Here is a 26,217-nt window from a genome sequence, read left to right as displayed (position 1 = left end):
AGACCGCTGCGGAACAAAAAATCCCCCGGGGCCGCTGGCTCCGGGGGATAGTTCTGAGCTACCGAGAACGGCGACTGCGGGCGCGTGCGTTGGACTGAAGGTCGTCGTCATTCGCTGACGGAATGTCCAACTTGCCAAAGTCGTAGTCTGCATATGCGCTAACTTGTGTCGGTGCATTCTCCGAGGACGCATACGAGGAGTAGTAGCCGTACAAGCCTGAACCGGACGTCGGAACACAGTTCAGGATCGTTCCCAGGACATGACCCTTTGCACGTTCAAGGTTGCCGAGCGATTTGCCCAGTTCGTCTTCGGTGGTTTTCCCTGCTCGGATAACCACAATGGCTCCGTCGGATACGCGAGTGAGCACCGCGGCGTCGGTCACCGGCAACAGCGGGGGCGCATCGATCAGTACGATGGCATCCTGCGAAAGCGTAGTCAATAGGCTCTTCATCGCACGTGATCCCAGAAGTTCGCTGGGGTTCGGAGGAATCCGGCCGGAGCCTAGGACATGAAGGTTTTCCATGGGCCCCCACTGCTGCAGGACATCGCCCAGGTCTGCATTCCCGGTCAACACGTCCGTAACGCCAACACCGGGAATGAGCCCGAAAACATCGACGACCGTCGGCCGGCGCAAGTCTCCGTCGACCACAACGATGTTGTCTCCGGCGGCAGCCATGGCGACGGCCAGGTTGGCCGTGACCGTCGATTTTCCCTCAGAGGGCACTGAACTGGTGACGACGATAATTCGGGGCGGGTTGTCGACGTCGATGAATTGAAGATTGGTCCGCAGTTCGCGGAGCGCCTCAGTTATTGCGTGCGAACCCTTGCCTGCTCGGCTTGAACCCGTGATGCCATCCTCGAGGACGGTACTTTTGCCCTCCAGACGAGAGTCCACTGGAAGCGTGCCGATCACCGGCACGCCGAACCGACGCTCAATTGCGTCCGGATCACGCAGACGACGGTCCAGATGATTACGGAGGAGCGCATACGCAAGTCCCATAATCAGGCCGCCCAAGGCGCCGATCCCAAGAATGAGCTTCACGTTGGGTGACACGGGCGCCGTGGGTAGGACGGCTTGTCCCAGTGGAACGACGCGGACCACAGGAGTGACATCCTTGGTTGCATTTTCAGCCGCTGTGATGCTTTCGATCTCTTTAACCTGGTCAGCAAGCGCCCGAACCCAGGTATCAGCCACATGCTGAGCAGTGGCTGGATCAACCGCCTGGGCAGTCACTATGAGTTCGGCCGTGCCCGGATTCACTTTCGCCGTGATCGAACCAAGAAGCGCTTCCGGCGATGAGTTGATGCCCAAAGTCTGAACGACCCGTTCCGCCACCAGCCTCGACGTGGCCACGGATTGATAGTTCGCGGCCTTCGATTTGGCCAAGCTATCACTCATAAGGGACAGACTCAGGTTGTCCGAACCGCCGGCGACCACGATGCCGCTCGACTGGGACGCATACATTTTCGGCTGCAGCATAGCCCAAGCAAAAGCCGCAATTGTCAGGGCCAGGGTGAAAGCCAGAATGCCTTTCCAGTGCACACGGGCGATGCGGAGGTAATCTCCGAGCGTAAGCCCTGCCGGAATCGGCGCAGTTTCGGCCGCGTCCACACTATTCACGCCTTGGTCCCTTCCCCCGTGCGACCCCAGCGGTGCACACGAGAACCCATTTTACGCCATCGAGGTACGCATGTAGTCCTATTTCAAAACTGTGCCCTCCTCGAGGATTCCCCTGCCGATGAGTTCCGCCACAGCGGCGTCCACAACCGCCTCATAGCCGTCCGGCAGGCCGTGGTGTTCCCCAATTCGCAGAATGAGGTCTTCCTTGGAAACAGGGCACGCGGAAGCATGCCACATGACCGGCGCGATCCCGCTCAGTCGTGTGATTTCAGAGGCCATGAGCACCAGCAGGTCTCCGTCCACTTCGATGGCGTCGACCGGACTGACCCGACGCAGCCAACCGCTCGGTACGGGACCGGCGCTGCCCTGGCTCGCTGGCACCGACCATTCGGCTGGCGTAGCTGCAGGATGGCCGCTGCCGCTCCTCAGCAACGGCCACAGCGCCGCGGCCAAGTCCTTTGCTTCCGAGTATGTCACCTTCCAGACACCGCCCGCACGGTCAATGACTCGGCACAGGGACTGCAACGGCTCGTCCATGGCGGACTGTGAAGATGTGTCGGGAACAAGGGCCAAGACCGCGTCGGCCAGGCCAACCGGTTCAAGGAGAGGTTCCAGGCGCCCCCCTCCAGTGACTCGGTTGAGAAGCACGATTGCAGAGATAAACGACTGGCGGGGCGCTGGCAACAATTGCAGCTCATCCGGACCAACCTGAAGTTTCGCTCCCCCTTCCGGCTGCTTGAGCGAGAGCGGTTTTGGATACGGGAGTATCGTCCCATCCAGGCGGATAGCAACAGTTTCATCAGTTATGTAGGCAAGCTCACGCCCCAGCACCGAGGAGGCGGTGGTCTTCCCTGTGCCTGACTTCGCCACCAGCGCGACAACAGCCCCAGTTTCGGGGTCAGCCACTGCGCAGGCATGCATCATTATCATTTCACCTGCCCGTTCCAGAATGGCGGCGAGCGTAATCTCGGAAGTGATCGTTTCCGCTAGTCCTTCAAAGGTGACTGAACGGAGGTGCTTGGTGCCGCCGTCAGGCATTTTTGAATTGAAGTAGAGAGAAGCTGTGTAAGCCTCCCCGTGCGGCGGACAGTGTTGTTCCATTCCGACGCGCGACGCTGACTGAACGGCGCAGCGACTCCAGGCAGTCCGCATAGCTTCGCTTTGGGACGCACTAATTCTGGGACCCCACTGCACAGTAAATTCCGTTTCCAGGACTCGAACTGTCAGGTCAGCATTGGCCCTCATTCGGATCCGTCAAAGAATTCCGGCTCCAGAGAGGCCTGACCATCCGACGCCGGCTCGATCAGCTCTTCGAGCCGGAGCCTTCCAAAGAAGGTCTCCACATGGTTAGTCAATAGACCGTCTGGGTCGTCGAATTCCTCCCGAAGCACAGCTACGATTTCATCCTGGCTTCGGCTCCCGTCCACCAGCCTCCAAATGGATGCTGCGGTGCCGTTCAGCACTCGCGGCTCGTCTTTATCCAGGTGCAGCAGAGCGACGGTGTCCTCTGATTCTGACCTCACCTCGGCGACTAGTGACCCACGATTCCAGACTGTTTGGTTTGAGATGACTGCCCCTTGGGATACTTGTAGAGGACTGACGCTAAATCTGACGGCGCCATTTCTGTTCCAATAATGGTATTTCGACACTCAAGGCAATCATATTTCGGCACTTGACGGTCAAAGCCGCTCAAGCGGGCGCCGTACCGTTAGATTATCCGAATCCGGAGCTGCTTGCGTCCAAAGGCCGGAGTACGTGAAGTTCTGCAGAGGGCCTGTTACGGTCTGATTATTGATTGGACGGATTTGTGGGTGCAACCAGATTCAGCATATCTACGCAACGTCATAGGCTTGGTGGAAACCCCGTGAAGGGGCGCCCAGCGACGTTGGCTGACATCCCTCTTGAGCCTGGCCCCACGCAGCACTTGCACGTCGTGGGCGTCGATTTTGGTCAAACTGCCGTATTCCGGACGGCGGCGTCGGCAGGAGTGGCGAGCCTTCCGGGCCAGCCGGATGCCCAGGACAGCATCATATGTACGTTCATTGTCAGCGGTCATCCCGTGGCGACCTGCGCTGAGACCGTCCACTCGGCAAAGCCGGGAACGGCATGGGTTCACAAGCGATCCTCCAGCGTCGAGATTCGTTGGCCTGGCGAGGGGGTACTAGTGGGGGCAGTGCTGCCAGGACGAGTGCTCAACGAGTTAGGGCTCGCGATAGGTACGTCGTTGACAGACCTGAGCGAAAGATCTTCCCTCATTGGACCCACGCAACAGTTCATCTCCGGCATTGCCACCGGCGAGACACCGATTCCGTCTATTGCAGCCCACTACATGAAAAATCTTATTCACGAGATGGTGGGCGGAATGCTCTTGGAGGACAGTGGAGTGGTGCTGACCGAAGGACCCAATCGACCTTCGATTTATGACCAAGCCATGTCTACTATCGCCTCGAGAGTCAGCGACGCGGCGCTCTCTCCAGACGTCGTGGCCCGGGAGCTCAACGTTTCGTTGAGGCATCTTCAGCGCGACTTCGAGAAACGTGGGACGTCGGTAGCGAAAGAACTGCGCCAAGCTAGGGTGGACCTCGCGCTTCGGTTGTTGTTGAGCGAAGGGAATGGGGCTGCGCTCTCGTTGGAGGAGATTGCCGTTCGCTCGGGTTTTGCTTCCCTAGGTCATCTTCGGAGAACACTAAAAGCTGCCGGACATAGCGCGCCCAGCTACTTGCGGGCTGCAACTTCTTCGAACGGGAGCAAAGCATAATCCACCTACAGGCTTTCGTCCTCACAATTCGCGACAGCATACTTTAGTGAATGCGACACATCTTCTGATTCACGCCTGCAGCAGGCACTTTGGAGGCTTAAATGGCACCGTAGGCCCGTGATGGGTCTGGTGTAGATCTCGAGAGCCTATTGGGGGGCCTTGGTATGTCAAATGTGAAAAATGAGCTGGCAACAAAGCGCGGTTATAGCCGACGCTCGATTGTAAAGGGTGCAGCTTGGTCTGCTCCGGCCATCGCGGCAGCTATCGCGGCACCTGCGGCTGCAGCTTCCGCCAGAAGCGCTGTCGTGGCTTTCTCGGCGAACTCTGGGAACCTGCTCTTGACGCCGCTTCCGGGCGGAAGCGGCACGACTTCGGTCTCTGCAACCGGGCCCACGGACTTCAGCCTGCAGAACACGGCCGGTGCCGTCAGTGGTAAGGTGACTGGCAGCATTACCATCGCACCCAGCAGCCCCACCCTAGTCAATCTTGGTGGACGGCCGAAGGGTATTGGCGTTCAGTCGATCACCGGGGCAACGGTCGACGCGCGGACTGCGAGCGGTGGTTCGAATGGTGTCCTTGGGGTTGGCGCCCTAGCGGATACGACGACAACGACTATTACGTACAACGGCGGCGTTCCTGATTCGGGCATGCTCGTCTTTCCGATCACCTTTGGCTACACGGCCAGCGGATCGATCCTTTCAGTAGCGTTGCTGCAGACATACAACGTGACGTTGGTGCTCCGAGACGGCAACGGCGTGCAGATCGGCCAGATTGCCGTGGCGACTGTTTCGTCCCTCCTCACGGCCAGCGCCAGCTGACTTAGCGCCGCAGACTCACTACGAAACTGACAGGGCACCGGCGCGTTCAGGACGGTCAGTGGACCCCGAACCACAGCGTCTCCATGTATTCGCTGGAACCGCCACAGCGGACGATACTATCTTCGGCGCGAATGCGAATTTTGCTAGCGCGTCTTCATTCGTGGGCAACTATGAGGAACTGCCACACGTCGCCCTGCTAGTATCCATCACCCCGAGCCAAGCCTTTCCGGCGAGAATTTCGCTCGGGCGGGAACAGACGGCATCATCCCGCCCGAGACAATCTGCGCACAACCGCAGTGCGCTAGCGGCGGTTTCATTTATACGCCCGCGACTCTCGGCGGTGCACCGTCTCCTGGAACCATCTCCGCCATTCCAGCGTCAACAGTCTCCTACGGAAGGTAATGCCGAAGTGAGATCCATCGGGACGCCGGCATCCCACCATTGAGAATTGGGGCAGATTCGAGGGCCCGACACGTGTCTTGTTGTCCTCGCTTGCTGACTCGCACCTCACGCCGAGAGACGTCCGCCCTTCTGGTTGCCAGGCCGCGACTCCCCTGGCAACCAGAACGGCAAGCACGCGCGCGAGCGGCACGGCAGTCCGCTTCATCGGAACTGGTCATTCTTGCAGAATCGCAGATTCGAGAATACTCAGGCATGCCGTGCATCGGCACATTCCCTACCTTCCAGCACGCTTAGAATGACCAGCGCGCTGAAGGGACTGCGTTGGAAGTCCTCAGCGAGAAGCAGCGAACCCAATAGAAGACTGGCCTTGATCCAACCTTGAGCAAGTCTTGACGGCACCTTGCCGCAGTCTTGCCAATACCTTATGTCTCCTTCGGCAGAGTCAGTGGAGTCCGTCGCAGAGTGCGGACAAAACCGACGCAGACCTGCTGGGTCGGCATCGCAGAGTATGGGGTAGCAAAATGGCAGATTCTAGGGACATCACCGAACCCACCGCTGGACTGGGCCGTCGGTCCATTGTCAAGGGCGCCGCATGGTCGCTCCCGGTCATCGCCGCTGCCATCGCTGCTCCCGCCGCATCAGCATCAGCGCCCAGTGCAGTTGTGGCGTTCTCCGCAAACGCAACCGGGCTCCCCTGGACGCAGCTTAACGGCGGCGGCAAGGCGGTTGCAGGCGCAGGACCCGTAAACTTCGCGATTCAAAACGGTGCAGGAGCCATCACCGGTCCCGTCTCCGGAACAATTACCATTTCACCCAACAATCCTTCCGCCCCCATTGCTAAGGGTCTGGGGGTCAAAGCGATTACGAATGGTCTAAACATCGTTCACACGGCATCAGCTAATGCCGGTATGGCCAATACGATTGTTACCACCTTCTCGCTAACTGCGGGCATCGGCAGTTCCTCCTACTTGGCGGTCCCCATTACCTTCGGCATAGAAATCGCGGGGGGCTTGAAGTCCTACACCGATCCTCATACATACACGGCCGCTTTGGTCCTTAGGGATGCCACCAACACCCAGATCGGGCAGACTGCGCTCGGCACTCTCTCCACAAACTTCAGCTAAGTATTAGCGGTAAGCATTACCGAGGTCTACTCCGGCCAGGTGAACCGATTCCTCAGAACAGCCCGCGATTGGCGAACTTCGAATCCTGTTTCTTTAATTTTTGACAGGTCAAGGCCGCTCTTCAGCGGCCTCGACGCTGCTGCTTTGTCTTTGAAGTATTCGGCGGTTCCAACTCCAGTCACGTCGTCACGCGAGGCCCCGCATAATTCATAAACGTCAGCCGCGACGTCCGCCCATGACTGCAAATCGCCGTCACTGCTGAGGTTGTAGGTGCCAAATTCGGCCTGAGAATCGAGCAGATGCCGGATGCCCGCCGCGATGTCCTCAGTGAAGCTCAGCCTCCCGATCTGGTCATTGACCACTGAAGGCTTGATCCCACGCTGGGCCAATGACGCCATGGTGCGGACAAAGTTACTGCCTTCACCGATGACCCAGCTGGTCCGCACGATGTAGTGCTTGGGAACGACACTGACGACTGCGTCTCCAGCCGCCTTGGTCTGTCCGTAGACACCGAGAGGAGTGAACGGTTCGCTTTCGTCGTGCGCGTCGCGGGTGCCGTCAAATACGTAGTCGGAAGAGACATGCACCAGAGTGAGACCATGCTCAACCGCGGTGCGGGCTAGACGCGCTACCGCTCCGACGTTGACTTCCCACGCGGCAGCCCGGCCCTCAGCGGTCTCAGCTGCATCTACAGCCGTATAGGCCGCTGCGTTAATAACGGTGCTGTAGTTTTTCCAGTTTCGGCTGCTGAACGCTACCTCGCTAGACAAGTCAAACTCCGCCCGACCTGCAAATTCGACCGACTCGTCGCCGTCGTAGGCTACACGCAGGGCCTTACCAAGCTGGCCGTTCGCACCCAGCACGAGGGTCTTTTTGGCCGCCATCGGTACCACTTCGCCGAGCCGGGGGTGAGCTTTGTCTTTGTCCGACAGCTCTGCCTGATCCAAGGGAATCGGCCACCTGATCCCGGCGGTTTCGTCGGCGAGGTTAAGGAATGTGTACTGACGCTGCGCGTCGGCCGACCAGTGGTCGTTGACAAGGTAGGTGTAAGCCGTGTCGTCTTCAAGGGTCTGGAACGCATTGCCCACTCCCCGCGGAATGAAGATGGCCTGGCTGGCGTCCAGTTCGGCAGTAAACACTGCGCCAAAAGTGGGGCCTTCGCGCAGGTCCACCCAGGCGCCGAAGATCCTGCCTGTGGCAACGGAAATGAATTTGTCCCACGGTTCGGCGTGAATCCCGCGGGTGGTTCCGGCCGTTTCGTTGAAGGAGATATTGTTCTGCACCGGCCGGAAGTCCGGCAGCCCCAGAGCGACCATTTTTTCGCGCTGCCAGTTCTCTTTGAACCAGCCGCGGTTGTCGCCGTGCACAGCGAGGTCATAGAGCACCACTCCTGGGATCGGCGTTTCGCGGGCAATCAGCTGCTTCGAAAATTCAATTGTCATGCGCTACTGGCCCTGTTCCTTGTACTTCGCTTCCGTGGCGGCCTTCTGGGGGCGCCACCAGTCCTGGTTGTTCCGGTACCAGACAATTGTGTCTTCGATCCCGGAATCGAAATCGGAGAACTCCGCCTGCCAGCCCAACTCGTCGCGGAGCTTCGAGGAATCGATGGCATAGCGCAGATCATGACCAGCGCGGTCCACAACGTGGTCGTAGGCATCCGGCGCCTCCCCCATGTGCTTCAGGATTAGCTCTACAACGGCTTTGTTGTTCTTCTCACCATCGGCACCGATCAGGTAGGTTTCGCCGATCCGGCCCCTGGCGATGATCGCCAGGACGGCGGAAGAGTGATCGTTGGCGTGGATCCAATCCCTGACGTTTTCGCCCTTGCCGTAAAGCTTCGGACGGATGCCATCGATGACGTTGGTGATCTGCCGCGGGATGAACTTTTCCACGTGCTGGAATGGACCGTAGTTGTTCGAGCAGTTGCTGATTGTCGCCTGCAGGCCGAAGGACCGCACCCAGGCGCGCACCAGCAGGTCCGAGCCCGCCTTGGTGGATGAGTACGGGCTGGACGGGTTGTACGGCGTCTCTTCCGTGAAGCGTTGCGGATCATCCAGTTCTAGGTCACCGTAGACCTCGTCGGTAGAGATGTGATGGAACCGCCTGTTGTGCTTCCGGGCGGCCTCGATGAGCGTGTAGGTGCCGATGATGTTCGTGTCCAGGAACGGGCGAGGGTCATGCAGTGAGTTGTCGTTATGTGACTCGGCGGCGTAATGAACCACCACGTCGCAGTCGGCAACCAGGCCGTCCACGAGAGCTGCATCGGCGATGTCCCCCTCGACAAGCCGGAATCGCTCCGACGGCAGCCCGGCCAAGGAAGCCCGATTTCCCGCGTAAGTAAGCTTATCCAGGACAGTGACGTGGTTATCAGTGTGGCCCAGAACATAATGGACGAAGTTGGAACCAATGAAGCCTGCACCACCGGTCACGAGGAGTTTCTGCATGATTTCCATAGTTCCATAACGCCACTGATTTGGTTGAACTTCGGATTGCCCGGAAACTTGCATATATGCGCGGAATTATCCTCGCCGGGGGGACCGGTTCAAGACTTCATCCGATTACATTGGGGATCAGCAAACAGCTGGTTCCGGTGTACGACAAGCCAATGATCTACTACCCCCTGTCCACGCTGATGCTCGCAGGCATACAGGACATCCTGATCATCACGACGCCCCACGACGCCGACCAGTTCCAGCGGCTTCTCGGTGATGGCAGTCAGTTCGGCGTCAACATCACATACACCCAGCAGCCCTCCCCTGACGGGTTGGCCCAGGCCTTTGTCCTCGGTGCGGAGCACATTGGCGACGGACCGGTTGCGCTGGTGCTCGGGGACAACATTTTTTATGGCCAAGGCATGGGCAGCCAACTCCGCCGGTTCGCCAACATCGATGGCGGAGCGATTTTCGGTTACCGGGTAGCAGACCCTACTGCCTACGGAGTGGTGGAGTTCGACGCCTCTGGCAGGGCCGTATCACTCGAGGAAAAGCCAGAACACCCCAAGAGTCATTACGCGGTACCGGGACTCTATTTCTATGACAACGACGTTGTGGAAATCGCCCGGAACCTCAAGCCGTCACCCCGCGGCGAGCTCGAAATTACGGATGTGAACCGCAAATACCTCGACCGCGGCAAACTGCAGGTGGAGATCCTCCCCCGCGGTACCGCTTGGCTGGACACCGGAACATTCGACTCCCTCAACGAGGCGTCCGAATTCGTCCGGACGGTCCAGAAGCGACAAGGCCTCTCCATTGGCTGCCCCGAGGAGATCGCCTGGCGACTCGGCTTCCTCAGCGACGATGATCTGCAGGAGCGGGCCGCGCCCTTGGCCAAGAGCGGCTACGGCCGTTACCTGCTGGATCTTCTCGCGGAGGATGCAGCTGAGAATCCAGAGCGCCTGGAACTGTCCCTCAGCTAACCGGATGCCGGTTCTGCGCGACACCCACTTGGGACGAGGGCCAGCCCTAACTGTCTAGACTGTGACCGTGCCCGCGAACCCGCAGGACTCAAGCCCTGGGCCAACCCCCGGTCCGGGCCCGGCCCGTCGAAGCAGGATCGCCGAGAGACTCCTCCCCGGTGGGACCGAGCCCTACCCGCGCTTCACACTGGCCAACGAGCGGACGTTCCTGGCCTGGATCCGCACCTCGCTGGTTCTCCTGGCCGGCGGCATCGCCGTGGAAGCCTGCACCTCGGACGTCTTCCTCGAACTGGTCCGCCGGGGACTCTCGGTCCTGCTGCTCCTGCTCGGCATGATCCTCAGCGCCGGAGCTGCGGTACTCTGGCTCCGCGTCGAAGGCAGCCTGCGCACCAACCGGCCGTTGCCGCTCATCGCCCCGCTGCTCGCCGCCGGCTGCGCCGTCGCAGCGGCCGTGGTGATCGCCGTCGTCGTCCTGGCCTGAAAACATGACCCCAACCCGCCGGACGGTCCACCGCACGGTGTTCCGGGCCACGGTGATCCGGGCCCGCAGCCCGAGCGAGCGCGCCGGCACCACAGCTTTTTCCCAAGGTCCGAAACCCACAGTTGTTGCCAGGGGCAACCGTTGCAAAAATGCTCACCCCACGAGGCGAAGGAGTACCTCGTGGTCATGTTCGGTCTCGGAATCACACATAAGGGTGACGACCGGGGCGGTCTAGTTGGCTTGCGCCCCACGCCAAGGAGGCCAGAGCATGTCTGAGGAATCTGCAAACACGAGGGCGCTGCCGCGCCGTGCGCTGCTGCGCCTGGGGGCGGCAGGAGGAGCCGCCGCCGCGCTCGCGGCCGCACAGACCTGGGCCGCTCCGCTATTGGCCCAGCGAGGACTGCTCTCCCCCGACGGCGCCTTCGCCGCCACATCCACAGCACTTAGTGACGGGTTGTTCTACATTGAAAAGTTCCCCACGAGCCCGCTGATCATCTCACCGTTCAACGACCCCCTGCCCATCCTGAAGGCACTGGCCCCGGTGCCGAAATCGGTGTACAGCGCCTGGCCGAACCCGCCTGGGCCGGGACCGGGCCAGCAGAACTCGCTGCGCAACGCGCGGCACCAGGTCTGGCCGAGCCAGGTCGGTTATCCGGACCCGATCGTCTACAAGATCGACCTGCTGCTCCGGACCCACGCGTTCACCACGTCCCAGGTGCTTCCGATCGATGTGCACGGCCGGCCGGCGATCTCTTTTGACGCGAAGCGCAAGACGTACCCCGCCGGCACGAAACGGACCTTGCCTCCCAGCGCGATCTACGGCTTCAACGGCGGCTTTCCGGGGGCGAGGATCAACGCGGAGTACGGCAAGCCTGTCCTGGTCCGGTTCGAGAACCACCTCGATGAGAACCCGCTGAACCTGGACCGCCAGGACTTCGGCGCCCCGGACCTGTCCTTCCTGACCCACCTGCACAACGGCCACACCGCGCCCGAAAGTGACGGCAACCCGCACTACTCGATGATCGCCGGGCCCAGGCACCGGGGCTACAGGCCGGGTATGTTCGTGGACAACCTGTACCTGAACCTGCCCTCAGGCGGGGACGACCGCGAGAAGCAAAGCTTCTACTGGTTCCACGACCACGCGATGGACCACACCGGCGCGAACGTGTACAAGGGCATGGTGGGCGTGTACCCGCTCTATGACCCAAAGAACGGCATTGACATCGGCGACGAGCGGCAGGGACTGCGGCTGCCAGGGGTCCGCACCAACAACCCGGACGGATCTTTCGACGTCAAATACGACATTCCGCTGGCGTTCTTCGACTGCCGTCTCGACGACGGCGTAACCACGCATCAGGACTTCCACGACGGGCTGGGCGAGTACCCGGCCGCCAGGAACCCGGCAACCCATCCCGAATGGTGGGGCAAGACGTTCTACAAGCACTTCCCCAACCACGGGTTCGTCGGCGACCTCTTCACCGTCAACGGGACGGCCTTTCCGGTGCTTGAAGTGAAGCGGCGCAAATACCGCTTCCGGTTCCTGGATTGCTCCGTGGCCCGCATCTACGAGTTCAAGCTGATGAGCTCCACCAAGGGACCCAGGTCATCGGCGTCGCTCGGGTACAACGGGGACGAACTCCAGGGCCAGTACCGGATCGAGGACGGACAGCAGTGCATGCAGTTCACGCAGATCACTGCCGACGGCGGCCTCCTGCCGTTCCCGCTCACACGGGACTCGTTTGAACTGTGGCCCGCGAAGCGCCGCGAGGTGATCGTTGATTTCACCAAGTACCAGGACGGCACACCCACCACCAAGGGCGACGTCATGTACCTCACCAACGTCATGAAGATGCCCGACGGCCGGATGTGGTCCAAGTCCTCCCGATTCTCGCCCGACCCTAATTACAAGGTGCCGGTGCTGAAGATCGTGATCGGCGACACCGCGCCGGACGACAGCCAAATCCCCGCCGCCACCTTCCCCCTCCGTCCACTTCCGCCGCTGCCCAGCAACTGGCAGAGCCTGCTGGACAACCGCCTGATCTTCGAGGTGGAGCGCGGCAGCGCCGGCGGGGAGACCGAGTGGCTCGTCAACGGCAAACCCTTCGACCCGAACCATGCACTGGCAAGCCTGAAAAACCCTGCAGGCCGCACGCCCCTGGCCCAGCAAAAAAAGGGAAGCTTCAACCTCTGGGAGCTGCGCAACGGTGGCGGCGGCTGGGTGCACCCGATGCACCTGCATCAGGAAGAACACCGGGTGGTCATGCGCAACGGCAAGGACGTGACCCGCACACCCGCCCCCGGGCACCCCGATGACGTCGCGAAAGACGATACGGTAGCGCTCGACCCTGGCGAGTCAGTCATCGTCTACCGGGGATTCCGGGACTTCACCGGACCCTACGTGGGGCACTGCCACAACCTGGCACACGAGGACCACTCCATGATGTTCGCCTGGGAAATCACACCCTGAGCGGCGCCGTGGCGACCAATTCAACGGCCGGCCGATTCGACTGTCTAGACTGTGACCGTGCCCGCGAACCCGCTCGACCCAAGCCCCGGACCAACCTCCGGTCCAGACCCGGCCCGCAGAAGCAGGATCGCCCAACGGCTCCTCCCCGGCGGGACCGAGCCCGACCCGCGCTTCACCTTGGCCAATGAACGGACGTTCCTGGCCTGGATCCGCACTTCGCTCGCACTCCTGGCCGGCGGCATCGCCGTGGAAGCCTTCACCTCGGACGTCTTCCTGGAACCGGTCCGCCGGGGACTTTCCGTCCTGCTGCTCCTGCTCGGCATGATCCTCAGCGCCGGAGCCGCCGTACGCTGGCTCCGGGTCGAAGGCAGCCTGCGCACCAACCGGCCGTTGCCTCTGCCGCTCATTGCCCCGCTGCTCGCCGCCGGCTGCGCCGTCGCAGCGGCGGTGGTGATCGCCGTCGTCGTCCTGGCCTGAAAACATGACCCGAAACCCGCCGGACGGTCCACTGCACGGTGATCCGGGCCACGGTGTTCCGGGCCACGGCGATCCGGGGCTGCAGCCCGAGCGGACGGTGCTGGCGTGGGGCCGGACGATGCTGACGTTGGTGACCGCCAGCGCCCTCTTCCTCCGCTGGATCCCTGAACACGGGCCGCTGGTCCTGCCGCTTTTTGCCGTTTCGGCAGCAGCCGCAGCGGCCATCTACTTCACCCAGCGGGTGCGCTACCGCCGCGGCGTCCAAGGCATCACGGCGGGGCACCTGGCACCGGACATCGCCGCGGTTCTGTGGACGGCCAGTTCATGCGTGGTGCTTGGCGGCCTTGGCCTCTGGGTGGTGCTGGCGTGACAGCACGCAGTACCTGTTTAGCCGACGGCGTTGGCTCGGGCGGATTCGACGACGTTTTCGGTCGCGGCCCAGGATGCGAGGAGCCGGAGGGATTCGTCGGAGGGGCTGCCGGGGACGGCGGGATACACCGTAAGGGTGTGTCCCGGGTCGTCTTCGAGTTCCATGGCCTGATAGTTCAGTTCGAGGAGCCCAACCACCGGGTGCTGGAAGGATTTCGTACCTGAGTAGTGGCGGCGGACGTTGTGCGCTGCCCACCGCGTGCGGAATTCATCGCTGCGCATCGAAAGTTCGCCGACGAGTGCGGCGATTCCCTTGTCGTGCGGGTTGCGGCCGGCGTCGCGGCGCAGGATCGCGACGTTGACGTTGGCTGCCCGGTCCCAGTCGGGGTAGAAGTCGTGGGCGCCCGGGTCGAGGAAGATGAACCTTGAGTGGTTCGCGGGGCGGGCAGTTCCGCGGTACATCTCGGAGTAGAGGGCGTAGCCGAGGAGATTGGCCGCGACGATGTCCATCCGGTTGTTCCCGATGAAGGCGGGCGCTCCGGTGATCGCGTCGAGAAGGTTTTGCATCACGGGGCGCACGCTTGACGGCGCCGCGGTGGTGGGACGCTTCCGGGTTGAGCTGTTTGCTGCGCGTGCGAGGTCGTAGAGGTGGTCGTGTTCGGCGCGGTCGAGTTCCAGTGCCCGCGCGATGGAGTCGAGGACGCTGTCCGATACGCCGGTGAGGTTTCCGCGTTCGAGGCGGGTGTAGTAGTCGACGCTGACGCCGGCGAGGCGGGCGACTTCTTCCCGCCGGAGACCTGTCACGCGGCGCCGCCCTCCGATCGGTTCGATGCCTGCCTGCTCGGGGGTGATGCGTCCGCGCCGGGAGGCCAGAAACTCTCGTGTCTCGGCTCGGTTATCCATACCGCAACGTTACGACGTAACCGGGAACGGTTGGGAGGGTCTGCCATAACCCGTTTCAGCAGGGCCCTCGCTACACGCGCCCGTTGCGGGTTTGATGGAAATCAGCCCCTCAGCATTCAACGAATTGGAGCACCAGCCATGCGCGCAACCATCCTGCACGCCCCCGGAGACGTCCGCGTCGAGGACCGGGAAAACCCCGCCATCCAAAAGCCGACCGACGCGATCATCAAGCTGGTCGCGGCATGCGTGTGCGGGTCGGACCTCTGGCCCTACCGTGGCGCCGACAGCATCAATGAACCTGCGGCCATGGGACACGAGTATGTAGGCATCGTCGAGGAGGTCGGCGCCGACGTGAAGAATGTCCGGGTCGGCCAGTTCGTCGTCGGGTCCTTCTTCGCCTCGGACAACACCTGCGAGATTTGCATGTCCGGCTATCAGTCAGGATGTGTTCACCGCGAAGGTGTCGGCGGCGCCCAGGCGGAGTACATGCGGGTTCCACTCGCCGACGGCACCCTGGTGGCCACCCCGGTAATGCCCGACGCCGACAAGGTCCCCTCGTTGCTGGCCGCCTCAGACGTCCTGGGGACCGGATGGTTCGGTGCCAAAGCTGCCGAGGCAGGACCGGGCAAGACGGTCGCCGTCGTCGGCGACGGCGCGGTGGGACTTCTCGCGATCCTCGCGGCGAAGCAGATGGGCGCCGAACGGATCATCGCCATGTCCCGCCACGCCGACCGGCAGGCTCTCGCCCGCGAGTTCGGCGCGACCGACATCGTCGAGGAACGCGGCGACGAGGGGGTGGCAAAAATCAAGGAGCTCACCAATGGCTTGGGCGCGCACTCGGTCATCGAGGCCGTCGGCACCCAGGAATCGATGATGCAGGCCATCCGCGCGACTCGCCGCGGCGGCCACGTTGGCTACGTCGGCGTCGCGCACGACGTTGAACTCCCGGGCCTGGAGATGTTCTTCTCCCACGTCCACCTGCACGGCGGACCCGCGCCTGTCCGGGACTATCTGCCCGAATTGATCGACCTCATCCTCCGCGGGGAGATCAACCCGGGGAAGGTCTTTGACCTGGAACTGCCCCTCGATGAGGCAGCCGAAGGCTATAAGGCCATGGACGAACGCCGAGCCATCAAGGTACTCCTGCGGCCATGAGCACGTCGTCGACCACAACACGATCGCGGCCGTCAGGAGCCGTCCCGGCGGCACTCGTCGCCACGGTCATCTTCCTCACCGCCGTCGCGCCCCTGGCCACCGATATGTACGTCCCGGCGTTCCCGCGCGTGTCGCAGGAATTTGGCACGACGGCGTCCGCGGTGCAGTTGACCCTGACGACGTTCTTCGCCGGGATGGGGCTGGGGCAACTCGTCGGCGGCCCGTTCAGCGACCAGCGCGGCCGGCGCATGCCCCTGGTCGCGGGCACGATTGTGATGGCAGTCGCGTCGGTCGCCTGCGCCCTGGCCCCGGACGTCGGCATCCTGATGGTCGCCCGGTTGTTGCAGGGTTTCGGGGGTGGGTGGGCGATGGTGATCGGCCGTGCCGTCATCGTCGACCTCGCCCACGGTTCGCAGCTGGTCCGGGTGCTCAACCTCGTCATGGGTATTGGCGGCGTGGCCCCGATCATCAGCCCCCTGCTCGGGGCGGTCATCCTGCAGCTGACCGGCTGGCGGATGACGTTCTGGGTACTCGCCGCTCTGGGCATCCTCATGACGCTGTGCGCCCTGTTCGTGGTTCCCGAGTCGCTGCCGCCTGCGAAACGGCAAGCGGGCGGGCTGCGTGAATTCGGGCACGCCGCACGCACCGTGCTGTCAAACCGCCGGTTCGTTGGGTACGTCGTGGTGGCGTCCTCTGCGTTCATCGCACTCTTCGCTTACGTCGCCACGTCCGCGTTCATCCTGCAAAACATGAACGGTCTGTCACCGGTGGCGTACTCAATCGTCTTCGCCGCCAACGCAGGCGGCATGACCATCGCCGCCCTCGTCTCGGCGCGACTGGCCGGCCGCGTGCCCACCCGCCGGGTCATCCTCACCGGACAGGTCATCGCCCTGGCCGCCGGTGTTGCCATGCTGGCCGGTGCCCTGTGGTGGGCCACTCCCCTCTTGGTGGCCATGGGCGGCTTCTTCGCCCTCATGGTCGCGCAGGGTCTCATCAACACCAACGGGGGCGCCCTCGCTTCCGCGGAAGTACCCGGGCACCCGGGTACCAGTTCAGCGGTTCTCGGCCTCGTGCAATGGACCACTGCCGGCATCGTCGCACCGATCGCCGGCCTCGGCGGTTCCAGCACCGCCGTCCCCATGGCGGTGCTCATGATCGCCGGTGCACTGCTCTCCCTGTTCGGACTCCTCATCCTGGCCCGTCCGAGCGACTCACGACCGGGGACATCTCCCCGGCACCCACAATCTGAAGGAGCCACCCTCTCATGACGACCATCGCAGTCATCGGCGCCGGCACTGGCCTGGGCCTCGCAGCCGCCCGTCGCTTCGGACGCGAAGGCCACGCCGTCGCCCTCATCGCCCGGAACCGCACCAGCCTGGACGAGCTCACCGCGGCGCTGCGCAAGGAGGGAATCACTGCCCAAGGTTTCACCGCGGACGTCCGGGACACTGTGTCCCTGGAGACTGCCCTCGAACAAGCGGCCAAGAACCTCGGGCCGATCGAAGTGCTGCAGTACAGCCCCGTCCCCGCGAGGGAATTCATGCGCCCGGTCCTCGAGACCACAGCTGCAGACCTCGCAGGCCCGGTCGAATTCTCCATCTACGGCCCCGTGACCGCCGCGAATCAGGTCATTCCCGGCATGCGAACACTCGGCCGTGGCACGATCCTCTTCGTCAACGGCTCCAGCGCGGTCAGGCCCAACGGGAGTGTCACCGGCACCTCCATCGCCTTCGCCGGCGAGAGCGCCTACGCACAGATGCTTCACGACGCACTCGCCCCGGAGGGAATCCACGTCGGCCAGCTGATCATCCCGCTCGGCATCGGCTGCGGCGACCCCTCACACGAACCCGCAGCCCTCGCCGATGCCCTCTGGCACACCCACACCGACCGCACGGACTTCCGCACCTTCGTAACACCCCTCGACTGAGAACGCGTGGCTCTTGGCGTCCTTGGCCTGTGGGTAGTGCTAGCGTGACAGCACGCAGTACCCGTCCTGACATGCGGTAACCGTCCTGCAAGGAGCAACCTGTGTTCATGATTGCCGGCCTTCCGGCCCACATTCTTCTTGTCCACGCCGTGGTGGTCTTCGGGCCGCTCGCCGGGCTCGGCGCCGTGGTCTACGGCCTTGCCGCCCGGACCCGCAACTATCTGGCGTGGCCGCTCGGAGTCCTGACCCTGATGCTCGCTCCCCTGGCCCTGATCACCGCCCAGGCCGGGGAACAGCTGCAGGCAATCCGGGGCGCCACCGACGCCATCCAAGCGCACGCCCGGCAGGGTGACATCTTCAAATACACCTCGGTGGTTTTCCTTGTGGTGGTGGCGCTGATGCTCGCAGCCACGTACGCGCCGCTGGCCCGGCGGGTGCCCGCGCTGGCAGGCCTTCAGGAGTCCCGTCCCGTCCGGATTGCCCTGCTTGCAGTGGGCGTGCTGGCCGGGCTGTTCCTCATCTACCAGAGCATTATCACCGGGCACTCCGGCTCGTCCTCGGTTTGGGGCGGGTAAGGCTCCTCATTGGCGTGGCCGACTGCCTGCCAGCGGTGGGCTGGCGGGGTGGGGGCTGTGAAACTACGCTCGGTGCAGGGGCCTTATGAAGGGAACGAACATGAGAACAATGAGTCATATCCCTCTACGCGTGACCACCGGGGCGTTCATCCTGAATGCCGGCTACGGCAAGCGGAACCTGGATAAGGACAGCGCAGCCGGGCTCCAGGCCATGGCGGCCAGGGTCATTCCGCCGGTCAGCCGGATCAAGCCCGAAACGTTCGGCAAGCTGCTCAGCTATTCGGAAATGACGCTGGGCGCGGCACTGCTGGCACCTTTCCTTCCCAGCCGCCTGGTGGGAGTGGGTCTCGGGATCTTCTCCGGGTCCATGCTGGCCATGTATCGGAAGACCCCCGGCATGACCGAGCCGGACGGCATCCGCCCCACCCAGAAGGGAACACCGCTGGCAAAGGATGTCTGGATGTTCGGCATCGCCGTGGCCCTCATGCTGGACCGTAAGCGCAGGCCCGGAAGAACACCGCAGCGAACCGGGTGAAGCGGCTCAGTCGTCGCTGCCGTGGCCGCCGCTGCCTCCGCCGCGGAGACCGCCCTTGTCGTCACCTGGCGGGATGACGATCTGGCCACCGCCCGACGGCGGTTGGGTGGCGATGGTTCCGCCACTGCCCGCACCCGGTTGCGCCGTGACGGGACCGCCCTGGTTGCTCCCCGGAGCAGGAGCGGGGGAAGGCTTCTTGGACGGCGCCGTTTTGCTGTCGTCCACCTTCTTGCCGCTGCCCGGTTTGCTCGTCGCCTGCGGTGTTGCCTTGGGGCTGGCCACCGTGCTGGTCGGCGCCCGGCCCGGAGCGGGGCTCGCCGTGACCGAAGTGTCCGGCAGCAGGACGTTGCCGGCGTTGCCGAGGGTCGACGTCTGCGAGCTGTTGAGCGTGTAGGTGTTCGCGGCCAGGGCGGCGGAGCCAGTGACGAGGATGCCGGTAATTGAAAGTGCGAGTGCTGCCCTGCTCTTCATGATCCAACTGTAGGACGGCTTTGGAAAAGATAGGTGCAGGGGAAATCCAAGACTTGTCCAAGACTGGTTCCGCTTCGATGCTGCGCAGGACTTTGGCGAACCAAAAGGCGGTCCTCCTTTATTGGGAGGGCCACCCTTTGCGTTCCAGGAAGTTGCTGGATGAGTCGGGTCAGGGTTCAGTCGTCGCTGCCGTGGCCGCCATGGCCGCCGCTGTCATCTCCGGGTTCTGTCGCCTTGCTGGCTCCGCCCTTGTCATCGCCAGCCTGGGCCGCCCGGGACGTCTGGGCTGACCGCAGTCCGCCGTTGTCATCACCCGGCTCCGGCGTTGTCCTCAGTCCGCCCTTGTCATCGCCCGGTTCTGCCGTGACGGCGGAGCCGCTGCCGGTGGATGTTTGAGCGGTGGCCAGCCCACCGTTATCGTCTCCGGGTTCAGGCGTGGTCCGGGTCCCGCCGTTGTCATCGCCTGCTTCGGCGGGACGGGCGGCTTTCTTGGCTGCTGATGCTTTCTTGTCGTCGGCTTTCTTGTCGTCGCTGGCCTTGGTTGCCGCCTTTGGCGCTGCCTTGGCCACGACTTTGGCTGTGGCAGGAGTGGCGGTTCTGGTGGCCGAATCGTCCGTGATGAGGACGTTCTTGGCGTCGTCGCTGGTACCCGTGTGGGAGCTGTTGAGCGTCTGGGCGTTGGCGGCGAGAGCGGCGGATCCGGAGAGGAGGATGCCGGTGAGGGTCAGTGCGAGGGCTGCTTTTGTTTTCATGTTTCAACAGTAGGAATCCGATGGAAAGGATAGGTGCAGGACAAATCCAAGAGTTAGCCAAGATTGATGCCGCACTCGTCCCGCCCGCCTGTTCGGTCGGTCCCCTGGCGGTGAATGGGCACCACCGGACCGGGCACCATTGACAACCCGCATGGCGGGGTCTATTGCTTGGCATGTCCAACACAAACCAGACTATTCAAGGAGCAGAAATGGACGCCGCGCCTTACGGAATCGTGCACTTCTTTGCAGGAGGCACCAAGGACCAGTACGAGGCCTCGATTGCCGCTGTCCACCCAGGCGAAGGGCGCCTGCCCGACGGTCAGATCTATCATGCTGCAGGCCGTTCTGCGGGTGGTTGGACGATCATGGCCGTCCATGAGTCGAAGGAGAGTTGGGAGAAATTCCGCGACGGCATCCTCCTTCCCCGGATGCAGCAGGGCATCGAGGGCGGATTCACGTCGCCGCCGGAAGAGACCGTCGTCGATCTCTACAAGGTCCTGCCCTAGCGATTCGGGGGACGCTGCCGAGGGTGCCGGAGGGCGGCCGCCCAAGCGCTTGTGTTGATACGGAAAGGAGAAGGCGATGTCCGCCATAGTGAACTACTTCGAGATCGGCTCGGGCGACCCGGATGCCGCACGGAGCTTTTACGGCTCACTGTTCGACTGGACCTTCGGTGAGCTCTCGCCGGCCGGATACCGGACGGTCGACGGCGACAAGGGCGGTCTGTGGGACACCACCTCGCTGGGCGGAAACGCTTGGGCGATCTTCTACGTGCAGGTGGACGATGTGAAAGCCGCGATCGCCCAAGCCGAGTCGCTCGGTGCGAGCGTCGCCGTCCCGTTCGTTGACAACGGCGCCATCGAGTTCGCGCACCTCCTTGACCCGCAGGGCAACCGCTTTGGCGTGTGGCGGCCCAAACAGCCGGGCTAAGCCGACGGCGGCGCCGGCCCCGCGGTCAAATCTCGGGACCGGCGTCCGCAACCCCTCGCCGTCGTCCTCTAGCAGAACCGGTGCGCAAAGCCCGCCCCCCACGGTTACCGGCGGGTAGAATTGATGTTATGCCGGTCACACTCAATGTTGCCTGGGATGGACGTTTGGAGCCCTATAAGGGCAGGGACACGACGCGCTACGTGGCTACCGCGGCCGCCGTCGCTACGAGGTGTGCCGAGTGCCGACGGCCGCTGCGGGCCGGTGAGCCTCTCTCGCTGATAGTGGATATCACCGAAAGCAAGGCCCCAGACGGGACCGAATACCGGACATTCAGCGACTGGGTCTGCCACCGTCACTGCGGAGAACCGGCAGTGACTGTCCATGAGTCCCCCTACAGGCCGGAAGGGCTGGCGCCTCTGGCAGCTCGGGTGATGCTCACGCACGGGACGGATTCGGGAGCTTCACGAATCGTTCCGGTGCTGGCATACACCGTGGTCCCCGTGGTGAGCTTCCGGGAAAACGGCGGCGAGCTGACCTCCGCGTTGGTCGCGATTCTGCTTTCCCACGGCTTCCAGCTGGCGATGAGCGGTGACTACTCAGACATTCTGGACCAGGCCCGCCAAACCGGGCAGGCCTGCAGCTTCAGTGTGTCGCGCGGGGGGCTGATCGCCCTGGATGTCGGCGGTGAAACAATGTACCGCGAGCAGCTTGACCCAGAGAGCCCGGATGATGCCGGGTGGCTTCAGGCGGCAGGGAACGGCAGCGTCCTGGTCATCGGCGGGGACAACCTTCTCATCAGCGATTCCTCTGTGGACATCGTCGCAGCAGCGCGGTTGGGCACGTTGGTGATTGGGAACGTAAGCGTCCGGTCTGCGAGCTGACACGGGGGCGCGCCGGTACCCGCGGTGCGGGGTCCCGGCGTGCCCGGCGCGGTTACGGCCGCCGGGCCGGTGGGTATTGGGACCGGCGACGGGCTGGGTGTCCATCCGGCATTGGGGGAATCCAGTGGACCGACCGCCGCCGGCCTGTGTCTCAGCGTACGCCCCTGCGAGGCGGCGGGTGCTGCCGCCCGGCGTCGTTCCTATGACCGGCCTCCCTTCCTATGACCGGCCCTCCCGCGCCTGCCAGTCATTGAGGTGGGCCAGCAACGCCCGTTCGGGGCGGCCAGGGTTATCGTCCAGATGCTGTTGCAGACCCTGCCGCACTTGCAGGTCGGTATCCGGGTCGTCGATGACGTCACAGATGATGCCCAGAACCTGCCGCCGCAGCACTGGGGCTGGCCAAGCGGGAGGACGACGCCCGCTGGGTACCGGCGGAGTGAGCGGCCCCGATTCTTTTCGGTAGTCCTCGGCCGCCGGATACGGCTCCACGGCAGTCACCGGATGCCTCGACCCGGTGCCGAATGCCTCTGAGGGCCCGTGCAGATCCCCGGCGACGTTGCCGGCATTTCCCGCTTCACCATAGTGACCACGCTCCTTGTCTCATGCCAGCATCCTGCCCCGGCACCATGGTGAACACCCGGTGCCTGCAGGGGTTGTCACGCGCGGAGAGGCCCCCGATAGGGGGCCTTGTTCCTGTAACCGACCGTGGAGGGGGTGGCATATGGGGAGGGGGTCTGAGATTTCATAGGGTCCCGCAGGCTTTCCTGAAGGTCGGGCCGCCACGATCTGGGTATCTGGTCGTTAGGTGTCCTCCAACCGATCAGTCCGCCGGACCCGGCAATGCACTCCCCCCTCGTCAATGCCGGGTCCGGCGACCCCCTGCACCGGGCAGGAAGGTCCCTTTGCCACCGTCGTCCTGCGCCCTGAGGTTTTCAGGTGTCATCGCTGGTCAGGGCGTGCCGTCGGGTTCCTGGCTGTGTTCGGCGTCTTGACCTTCGCTGAGTGCCTGGTTGGCGATCAGGTCCACGCGGTCGGCTGCGGTGAGACCGTCGTCGTTCTGGTTGGCGGCTACGTCCCGGCTATCGACGGCCCCGGCGGCTTCCTGTCCGGCGTCGTGTTGTCCGGCGTCGTCGTCGTGGTGCGGATCATCCTTGTGGCGGGCTTCCTGGAGATGGTGTTCCAGCTTCTCTTCTGCGTCACGGCGGCGTTGGCCCACGGTACGCATTTGCTGCGTTGTCGGCGCGGCGTGGGCGTGCTGGTGCGGGCCATGGTCCGCCGAAGTGCCGCTTGATTTCTCGCTCATAGTGGAATCGTCTCACTGGACCTGACCCTTCGGAAGGTCCGCCCACGGCCGCAGCCACGGGAGCAGCGGGGCCGCCTAACGCCACGGCCAGACGGTCCGCGGCCGGCGGCCCGGAGCTGAAGCCGGAACCGGAACAGTGGTATCCAGGAGGCATTCTGATCATTGACGGCCGATACTTACCGATATATCGTTAAGTATCGCCGATTATCGGCGTGTTGGTTCAGATTGAAAGGACGTGCTGCCATGAAAGGCATCCACGACGACAACAGATTCACAGAAAACAGTTTCACCCAGGAGGGGCCGGGCAAGGGCCGCTTCGAACGCGGAAGGGGCCGCCGCGGACCCCACGGACACGGCGGCGGATTCGGTCCCGGAGGTTTCGGCCCCGGTGGTTTTGGACCCGGCGGCTTCGGGCCGCGGGGTTTCGGACCGGGCGGTTCGCGCCGCGCCAACCGGGGCGATGTCCGCGCTGCGATTCTTTCGCTGCTGGCCGAAGCGCCCTCCAACGGATACGGGCTGATCAAGACCATCGCAGAAAAGACCTCCGGCACGTGGCGCCCCAGTCCGGGATCTGTTTACCCCACGCTCCAGCAGCTCGTTGACGAGGAGCTCATTGCCCCCGTGGGCGAGGGCCGCCGCACGGAATTCACCCTCACGGAGGACGGCCGCGCCTACGTTGCCGAACACGCCGAAGAGCTCGCCAACGCCTGGAACACCGACCCGCACGGCTCCGGGACTGCGTTTCACCACAGCGTGGGAAAGCTCATGGGAGTCATCCAGCAATTCCGCGTAGCGGCAACCGAAGAGCAGCGCCAGGCAGCCATAGAAAAAATGGATGAAACCCGCCGCGCGCTCTACCTCATCCTCGCCGACTGACCCGGACGGCCGCGCGGGCCGCAGGCTGTGCGGGCCGCAGGCCGCGACAGAATGGGGCGCCGAGCCGGGATGGATGGCGGTAACCGGGGCTTAAGGGTGAAGAGGCCGGCCTGGGCCGGCGTCTCCGGGTTCTGGGGCGAACCGGGCTGGAGCGGGCACGGACAGCCCAGCCAGGATGGGGTTCTTGATCCTCCCAGGTCGGTGACCGCGGTGATCTCGCCAGTTCAGCCTCGATTTTCCGGTCGAAGGCGACCACGCACGCGTGCGACGACTGGCCCTCCATCGAAGATAACTCACCGAGTGGACCAAGGATGAAGCGGGGCCACCTTTGCCTATCGCAGTCAGGCCAGTGGGTTTAGACTGGCCACCCCCGGGACACTTGAACTGCTTGTACTGGTTGGTTCGGTCGGTCCGGGCAGGGGCCTCCGTGTACCAATGGAAGGACGACTGTGGAGTCTGACGACAACAAAGCGCTCGTGCAGCGCTTTTACACAGAGATCGACGCCGGGAACATCGATGCGATGGACGACCTGGTCGCTGAGGACTATCTTGACCACAACCCGCCATTTCCCGGACTTCCAGCCGGCCGGGAGGGCCTGAAACAGGCTTTCCGCATATTCTGGAAGGCGACGCCAGGGCGGCACGAGATCGAAGACCAGATCGCCGAAGGGGACAAGGTGGTGACCAGGTTAACGGCCTACGGTCGACACGAGGGTGAGCTCCCCGGACCCCTGCCTCCCACAGGTGCCGACCTGCGGGAGACCGGAGTGGCCATCCACCGAGTCGAAAATGGAAAGATCGCCGAGCATTGGTCAGACCGGGACGACCTCGGGCTGATGCGGCAGCTCGGCGTGATCCAGATGCCCGGGGACTGACCCGGCATCCACGTACTGTTCATGACCGCACAGCCCGGGGCCCTGTCATCGGCCAGATCTTCCTTCTTCGGTGAGAATGGTGATGGCGATTTTGCCGCGCACGTCTCCGGCTTCGAGATGGCGCATGGCATCCGGAACCTCATCGAGCGTGTACGTCCTGTCGATGCTCGGCGTCACCTGGCGGGCCTCGATGAGAGGGGTGAGCCGTTCGAGGTCGCTGGCGCGTTCCTTGGAAGCGAGCATGGTCAGGCGCTGATGTACGAACAGGGACACCAATGGTGCCCGCAGGCTCCGGCCGAAGCCGCCCGTCCACCTGCCGCCTTCCTCACCTCCGACGATGACGGCCGTGCCGGTGGGCGTGAGGGCGCGCCGCAGCCGTGAAAGCGGCGGGTTCCCTCCGATGTCCAGGATCAGGTCGTAATGACGCGTTCCGTCGGCGAAGTCATCCTGCGTGTAGTCCAGGACATGGTCGGCCCCGAGGGAACGCACCAGATCGGTCTTCGCGGTGCTGCTGACGCCGGTGACCTCCGCTCCGAGGGCCTTGGCCAGCTGCACGGCGTAGGTGCCGACGCCGCCCGAGGCGCCCAGGATCAGCACCTGCTGCCCGCGCTCCACCCGCCCGGCGTCATGCAGGGCCTGGAGGGCGGTACCGGCCGAGATCGGAACCGCCGCCGCCTGCTCGAATGACAGGTTCGCCGGCTTGTGGCCGAGCTTGTCCTCCAGCGCCGCAGCGTACTCGGCGAAGGAGCCCCGGGCCATCCCGTACACCTCGTCCCCCACCGCGAACCGGGACACCGCGGAACCGACGGCGGCGACCGTGCCGGCGACATCGAACCCGGGCACGGGATTCTTCGGCGCGCGGAATCCGAACCCGATGACGCGCATGAGGTAGGGGCGGCCTGTCATCATGTGCCACGTTCCGCGGTCCATGCCTGCCGCGTGCACGCGGACCAGCACTTCGTTCTCAGCGATCTCGGGCCGCGCGATCCTGCCGCGTCGGAGGACGTCGACGGGGCCGTATCCGTCCTGAACGATGGCCTGCATCGTGTCGGCGGCTGCCGGGTTGTCCGCGGACTTCGCGCTTCTGGGATTCGTCATGTCG

The 26,217-nt window shown here is 63.5% G+C and carries 28 protein-coding genes; 18 read left to right on the top strand and 10 right to left on the bottom strand.

The window, feature by feature from the left end; translation table 11 throughout:
* Positions 1-58: 58 nt before the first annotated feature.
* From AC1DD3_RS06800 to AC1DD3_RS06790, 3 genes are all read right to left on the bottom strand, one after another.
* Positions 59-1,612 carry a tyrosine-protein kinase domain-containing protein gene (locus AC1DD3_RS06800; protein ID WP_476881262.1) on the bottom strand — a complete coding sequence of 518 codons (1,554 nt, stop codon included), beginning with the start codon at positions 1,610-1,612 and terminating at the stop codon, positions 59-61.
* A gap of 87 nt (positions 1,613-1,699) precedes the next feature.
* Positions 1,700-2,659, bottom strand: a complete 960-nt coding sequence (locus AC1DD3_RS06795; RefSeq protein WP_476881261.1) for a hypothetical protein — start codon at positions 2,657-2,659, stop codon at positions 1,700-1,702.
* Between the two features lie 203 nt (positions 2,660-2,862).
* A complete protein-coding gene (locus AC1DD3_RS06790; RefSeq protein ID WP_476881260.1) occupies positions 2,863-3,144 on the bottom strand; it encodes a PqqD family protein in 282 nt (93 codons plus the stop codon).
* Positions 3,145-3,845: 701 nt separating this feature from the next.
* On the opposite strand from AC1DD3_RS06790, the gene AC1DD3_RS06785 reads away from it, so the two are divergent.
* The 3 genes from AC1DD3_RS06785 to AC1DD3_RS06775 all read left to right on the top strand — a co-directional run bounded on the left by AC1DD3_RS06785 (position 3,846) and on the right by AC1DD3_RS06775 (position 6,723).
* The gene (locus AC1DD3_RS06785) at positions 3,846-4,379 is read left to right on the top strand and encodes a helix-turn-helix domain-containing protein (protein WP_476881259.1); all 534 of its coding nucleotides are present in this window, start codon (positions 3,846-3,848) and stop codon (positions 4,377-4,379) included.
* Positions 4,380-4,543: 164 nt separating this feature from the next.
* A complete protein-coding gene (locus AC1DD3_RS06780) occupies positions 4,544-5,197 on the top strand; it encodes a hypothetical protein (protein WP_476881258.1) in 654 nt (217 codons plus the stop codon).
* 923 nt (positions 5,198-6,120) lie between these two features.
* Positions 6,121-6,723 carry a hypothetical protein gene (locus AC1DD3_RS06775; RefSeq protein ID WP_476881257.1) on the top strand — a complete coding sequence of 201 codons (603 nt, stop codon included), beginning with the start codon at positions 6,121-6,123 and terminating at the stop codon, positions 6,721-6,723.
* Between the two features lie 26 nt (positions 6,724-6,749).
* On the opposite strand, the gene AC1DD3_RS06770 is transcribed toward AC1DD3_RS06775, so the two are convergent.
* Positions 6,750-8,165: a sugar nucleotide-binding protein gene (locus tag AC1DD3_RS06770; protein ID WP_476881256.1), complete on the bottom strand. Its 1,416-nt coding sequence runs from the start codon at positions 8,163-8,165 to the stop codon at positions 6,750-6,752.
* 3 nt (positions 8,166-8,168) lie between these two features.
* Positions 8,169-9,167, bottom strand: coding sequence for a dTDP-glucose 4,6-dehydratase (rfbB, locus tag AC1DD3_RS06765; RefSeq protein WP_476881347.1), 999 nt, complete (start codon positions 9,165-9,167; stop codon positions 8,169-8,171).
* Positions 9,168-9,232: 65 nt separating this feature from the next.
* On the opposite strand from rfbB, the gene rfbA reads away from it, so the two are divergent.
* From rfbA to AC1DD3_RS06740, 5 genes are all read left to right on the top strand, one after another.
* Positions 9,233-10,138 carry a glucose-1-phosphate thymidylyltransferase RfbA gene (gene rfbA / locus AC1DD3_RS06760; protein ID WP_476881255.1) on the top strand — a complete coding sequence of 302 codons (906 nt, stop codon included), beginning with the start codon at positions 9,233-9,235 and terminating at the stop codon, positions 10,136-10,138.
* Positions 10,139-10,205: 67 nt separating this feature from the next.
* Positions 10,206-10,619 carry a YidH family protein gene (locus AC1DD3_RS06755; RefSeq protein WP_476881254.1) on the top strand — a complete coding sequence of 138 codons (414 nt, stop codon included), beginning with the start codon at positions 10,206-10,208 and terminating at the stop codon, positions 10,617-10,619.
* 268 nt (positions 10,620-10,887) lie between these two features.
* The gene (locus tag AC1DD3_RS06750; protein WP_476881253.1) at positions 10,888-13,086 is read left to right on the top strand and encodes a multicopper oxidase family protein; all 2,199 of its coding nucleotides are present in this window, start codon (positions 10,888-10,890) and stop codon (positions 13,084-13,086) included.
* Positions 13,087-13,143: 57 nt separating this feature from the next.
* Positions 13,144-13,563 (top strand): YidH family protein, encoded by a 420-nt coding sequence (locus AC1DD3_RS06745; RefSeq protein WP_476881252.1) that lies wholly within the window; start codon positions 13,144-13,146, stop codon positions 13,561-13,563.
* A gap of 4 nt (positions 13,564-13,567) precedes the next feature.
* Positions 13,568-13,933, top strand: a complete 366-nt coding sequence (locus tag AC1DD3_RS06740) for a DUF202 domain-containing protein (RefSeq protein ID WP_476881251.1) — start codon at positions 13,568-13,570, stop codon at positions 13,931-13,933.
* 17 nt (positions 13,934-13,950) lie between these two features.
* On the opposite strand, the gene AC1DD3_RS06735 is transcribed toward AC1DD3_RS06740, so the two are convergent.
* Positions 13,951-14,835: a helix-turn-helix transcriptional regulator gene (locus tag AC1DD3_RS06735; RefSeq protein WP_476881250.1), complete on the bottom strand. Its 885-nt coding sequence runs from the start codon at positions 14,833-14,835 to the stop codon at positions 13,951-13,953.
* A 138-nt stretch (positions 14,836-14,973) separates the two neighbouring features.
* Here AC1DD3_RS06735 and AC1DD3_RS06730 point away from each other — a divergent pair, with 138 nt between their 5' ends.
* The 5 genes from AC1DD3_RS06730 to AC1DD3_RS06710 all read left to right on the top strand — a co-directional run bounded on the left by AC1DD3_RS06730 (position 14,974) and on the right by AC1DD3_RS06710 (position 19,027).
* Positions 14,974-15,990, top strand: coding sequence for a zinc-dependent alcohol dehydrogenase family protein (locus AC1DD3_RS06730; RefSeq protein ID WP_476881249.1), 1,017 nt, complete (start codon positions 14,974-14,976; stop codon positions 15,988-15,990).
* Positions 15,987-17,258 carry a multidrug effflux MFS transporter gene (locus tag AC1DD3_RS06725; protein WP_476881248.1) on the top strand — a complete coding sequence of 424 codons (1,272 nt, stop codon included), beginning with the start codon at positions 15,987-15,989 and terminating at the stop codon, positions 17,256-17,258. The genes AC1DD3_RS06730 and AC1DD3_RS06725 overlap by 4 nt, the downstream gene beginning before the upstream one ends.
* Positions 17,255-17,917, top strand: coding sequence for an SDR family NAD(P)-dependent oxidoreductase (locus AC1DD3_RS06720; protein ID WP_476881247.1), 663 nt, complete (start codon positions 17,255-17,257; stop codon positions 17,915-17,917). The genes AC1DD3_RS06725 and AC1DD3_RS06720 overlap by 4 nt, the downstream gene beginning before the upstream one ends.
* Positions 17,918-18,024: 107 nt before the next feature.
* The gene (locus AC1DD3_RS06715) at positions 18,025-18,492 is read left to right on the top strand and encodes a hypothetical protein (RefSeq protein WP_354962144.1); all 468 of its coding nucleotides are present in this window, start codon (positions 18,025-18,027) and stop codon (positions 18,490-18,492) included.
* Positions 18,493-18,601: 109 nt separating this feature from the next.
* Positions 18,602-19,027 carry a hypothetical protein gene (locus AC1DD3_RS06710; protein WP_476881246.1) on the top strand — a complete coding sequence of 142 codons (426 nt, stop codon included), beginning with the start codon at positions 18,602-18,604 and terminating at the stop codon, positions 19,025-19,027.
* Between the two features lie 6 nt (positions 19,028-19,033).
* On the opposite strand, the gene AC1DD3_RS06705 is transcribed toward AC1DD3_RS06710, so the two are convergent.
* Together AC1DD3_RS06705 and AC1DD3_RS06700 are read right to left on the bottom strand one after the other, a co-directional pair.
* Entirely contained in the window at positions 19,034-19,498 is a 465-nt protein-coding gene (locus AC1DD3_RS06705; protein ID WP_476881245.1) for a hypothetical protein, read from the bottom strand.
* Between the two features lie 176 nt (positions 19,499-19,674).
* Positions 19,675-20,250: a hypothetical protein gene (locus AC1DD3_RS06700; protein WP_476881244.1), complete on the bottom strand. Its 576-nt coding sequence runs from the start codon at positions 20,248-20,250 to the stop codon at positions 19,675-19,677.
* A gap of 209 nt (positions 20,251-20,459) precedes the next feature.
* Between AC1DD3_RS06700 and AC1DD3_RS06695 the strand changes: the two genes are divergently transcribed.
* The 3 genes from AC1DD3_RS06695 to AC1DD3_RS06685 all read left to right on the top strand — a co-directional run bounded on the left by AC1DD3_RS06695 (position 20,460) and on the right by AC1DD3_RS06685 (position 22,061).
* Entirely contained in the window at positions 20,460-20,756 is a 297-nt protein-coding gene (locus tag AC1DD3_RS06695; RefSeq protein WP_476881243.1) for a hypothetical protein, read from the top strand.
* Between the two features lie 76 nt (positions 20,757-20,832).
* On the top strand, positions 20,833-21,180 hold the full coding sequence (locus AC1DD3_RS06690; RefSeq protein WP_230118837.1) for a VOC family protein: 348 nt from the start codon (positions 20,833-20,835) through the stop codon (positions 21,178-21,180).
* Positions 21,181-21,308: 128 nt separating this feature from the next.
* Positions 21,309-22,061, top strand: a complete 753-nt coding sequence (locus tag AC1DD3_RS06685; RefSeq protein WP_230118838.1) for a hypothetical protein — start codon at positions 21,309-21,311, stop codon at positions 22,059-22,061.
* 949 nt (positions 22,062-23,010) lie between these two features.
* Here the strand turns inward: AC1DD3_RS06685 and AC1DD3_RS06680 are convergent.
* Entirely contained in the window at positions 23,011-23,364 is a 354-nt protein-coding gene (locus tag AC1DD3_RS06680; RefSeq protein ID WP_476881242.1) for a hypothetical protein, read from the bottom strand.
* A gap of 243 nt (positions 23,365-23,607) precedes the next feature.
* On the opposite strand from AC1DD3_RS06680, the gene AC1DD3_RS06675 reads away from it, so the two are divergent.
* Together AC1DD3_RS06675 and AC1DD3_RS06670 are read left to right on the top strand one after the other, a co-directional pair.
* Positions 23,608-24,240 carry a PadR family transcriptional regulator gene (locus tag AC1DD3_RS06675; protein WP_476881241.1) on the top strand — a complete coding sequence of 211 codons (633 nt, stop codon included), beginning with the start codon at positions 23,608-23,610 and terminating at the stop codon, positions 24,238-24,240.
* Between the two features lie 449 nt (positions 24,241-24,689).
* Positions 24,690-25,115, top strand: coding sequence for an ester cyclase (locus tag AC1DD3_RS06670; protein ID WP_476881240.1), 426 nt, complete (start codon positions 24,690-24,692; stop codon positions 25,113-25,115).
* Between the two features lie 45 nt (positions 25,116-25,160).
* Here the strand turns inward: AC1DD3_RS06670 and AC1DD3_RS06665 are convergent, their stop codons facing one another.
* On the bottom strand, positions 25,161-26,213 hold the full coding sequence (locus AC1DD3_RS06665) for an NAD(P)-dependent alcohol dehydrogenase (protein WP_476881239.1): 1,053 nt from the start codon (positions 26,211-26,213) through the stop codon (positions 25,161-25,163).
* Positions 26,214-26,217 lie beyond the last annotated feature (4 nt).

It is taken from the genome of Arthrobacter sp. 05T444 (assembly GCF_056395905.1).
The sequence above is the reverse complement of the archived record's forward strand: the minus strand, read 5'-3'. Positions and strand labels throughout refer to the sequence as shown.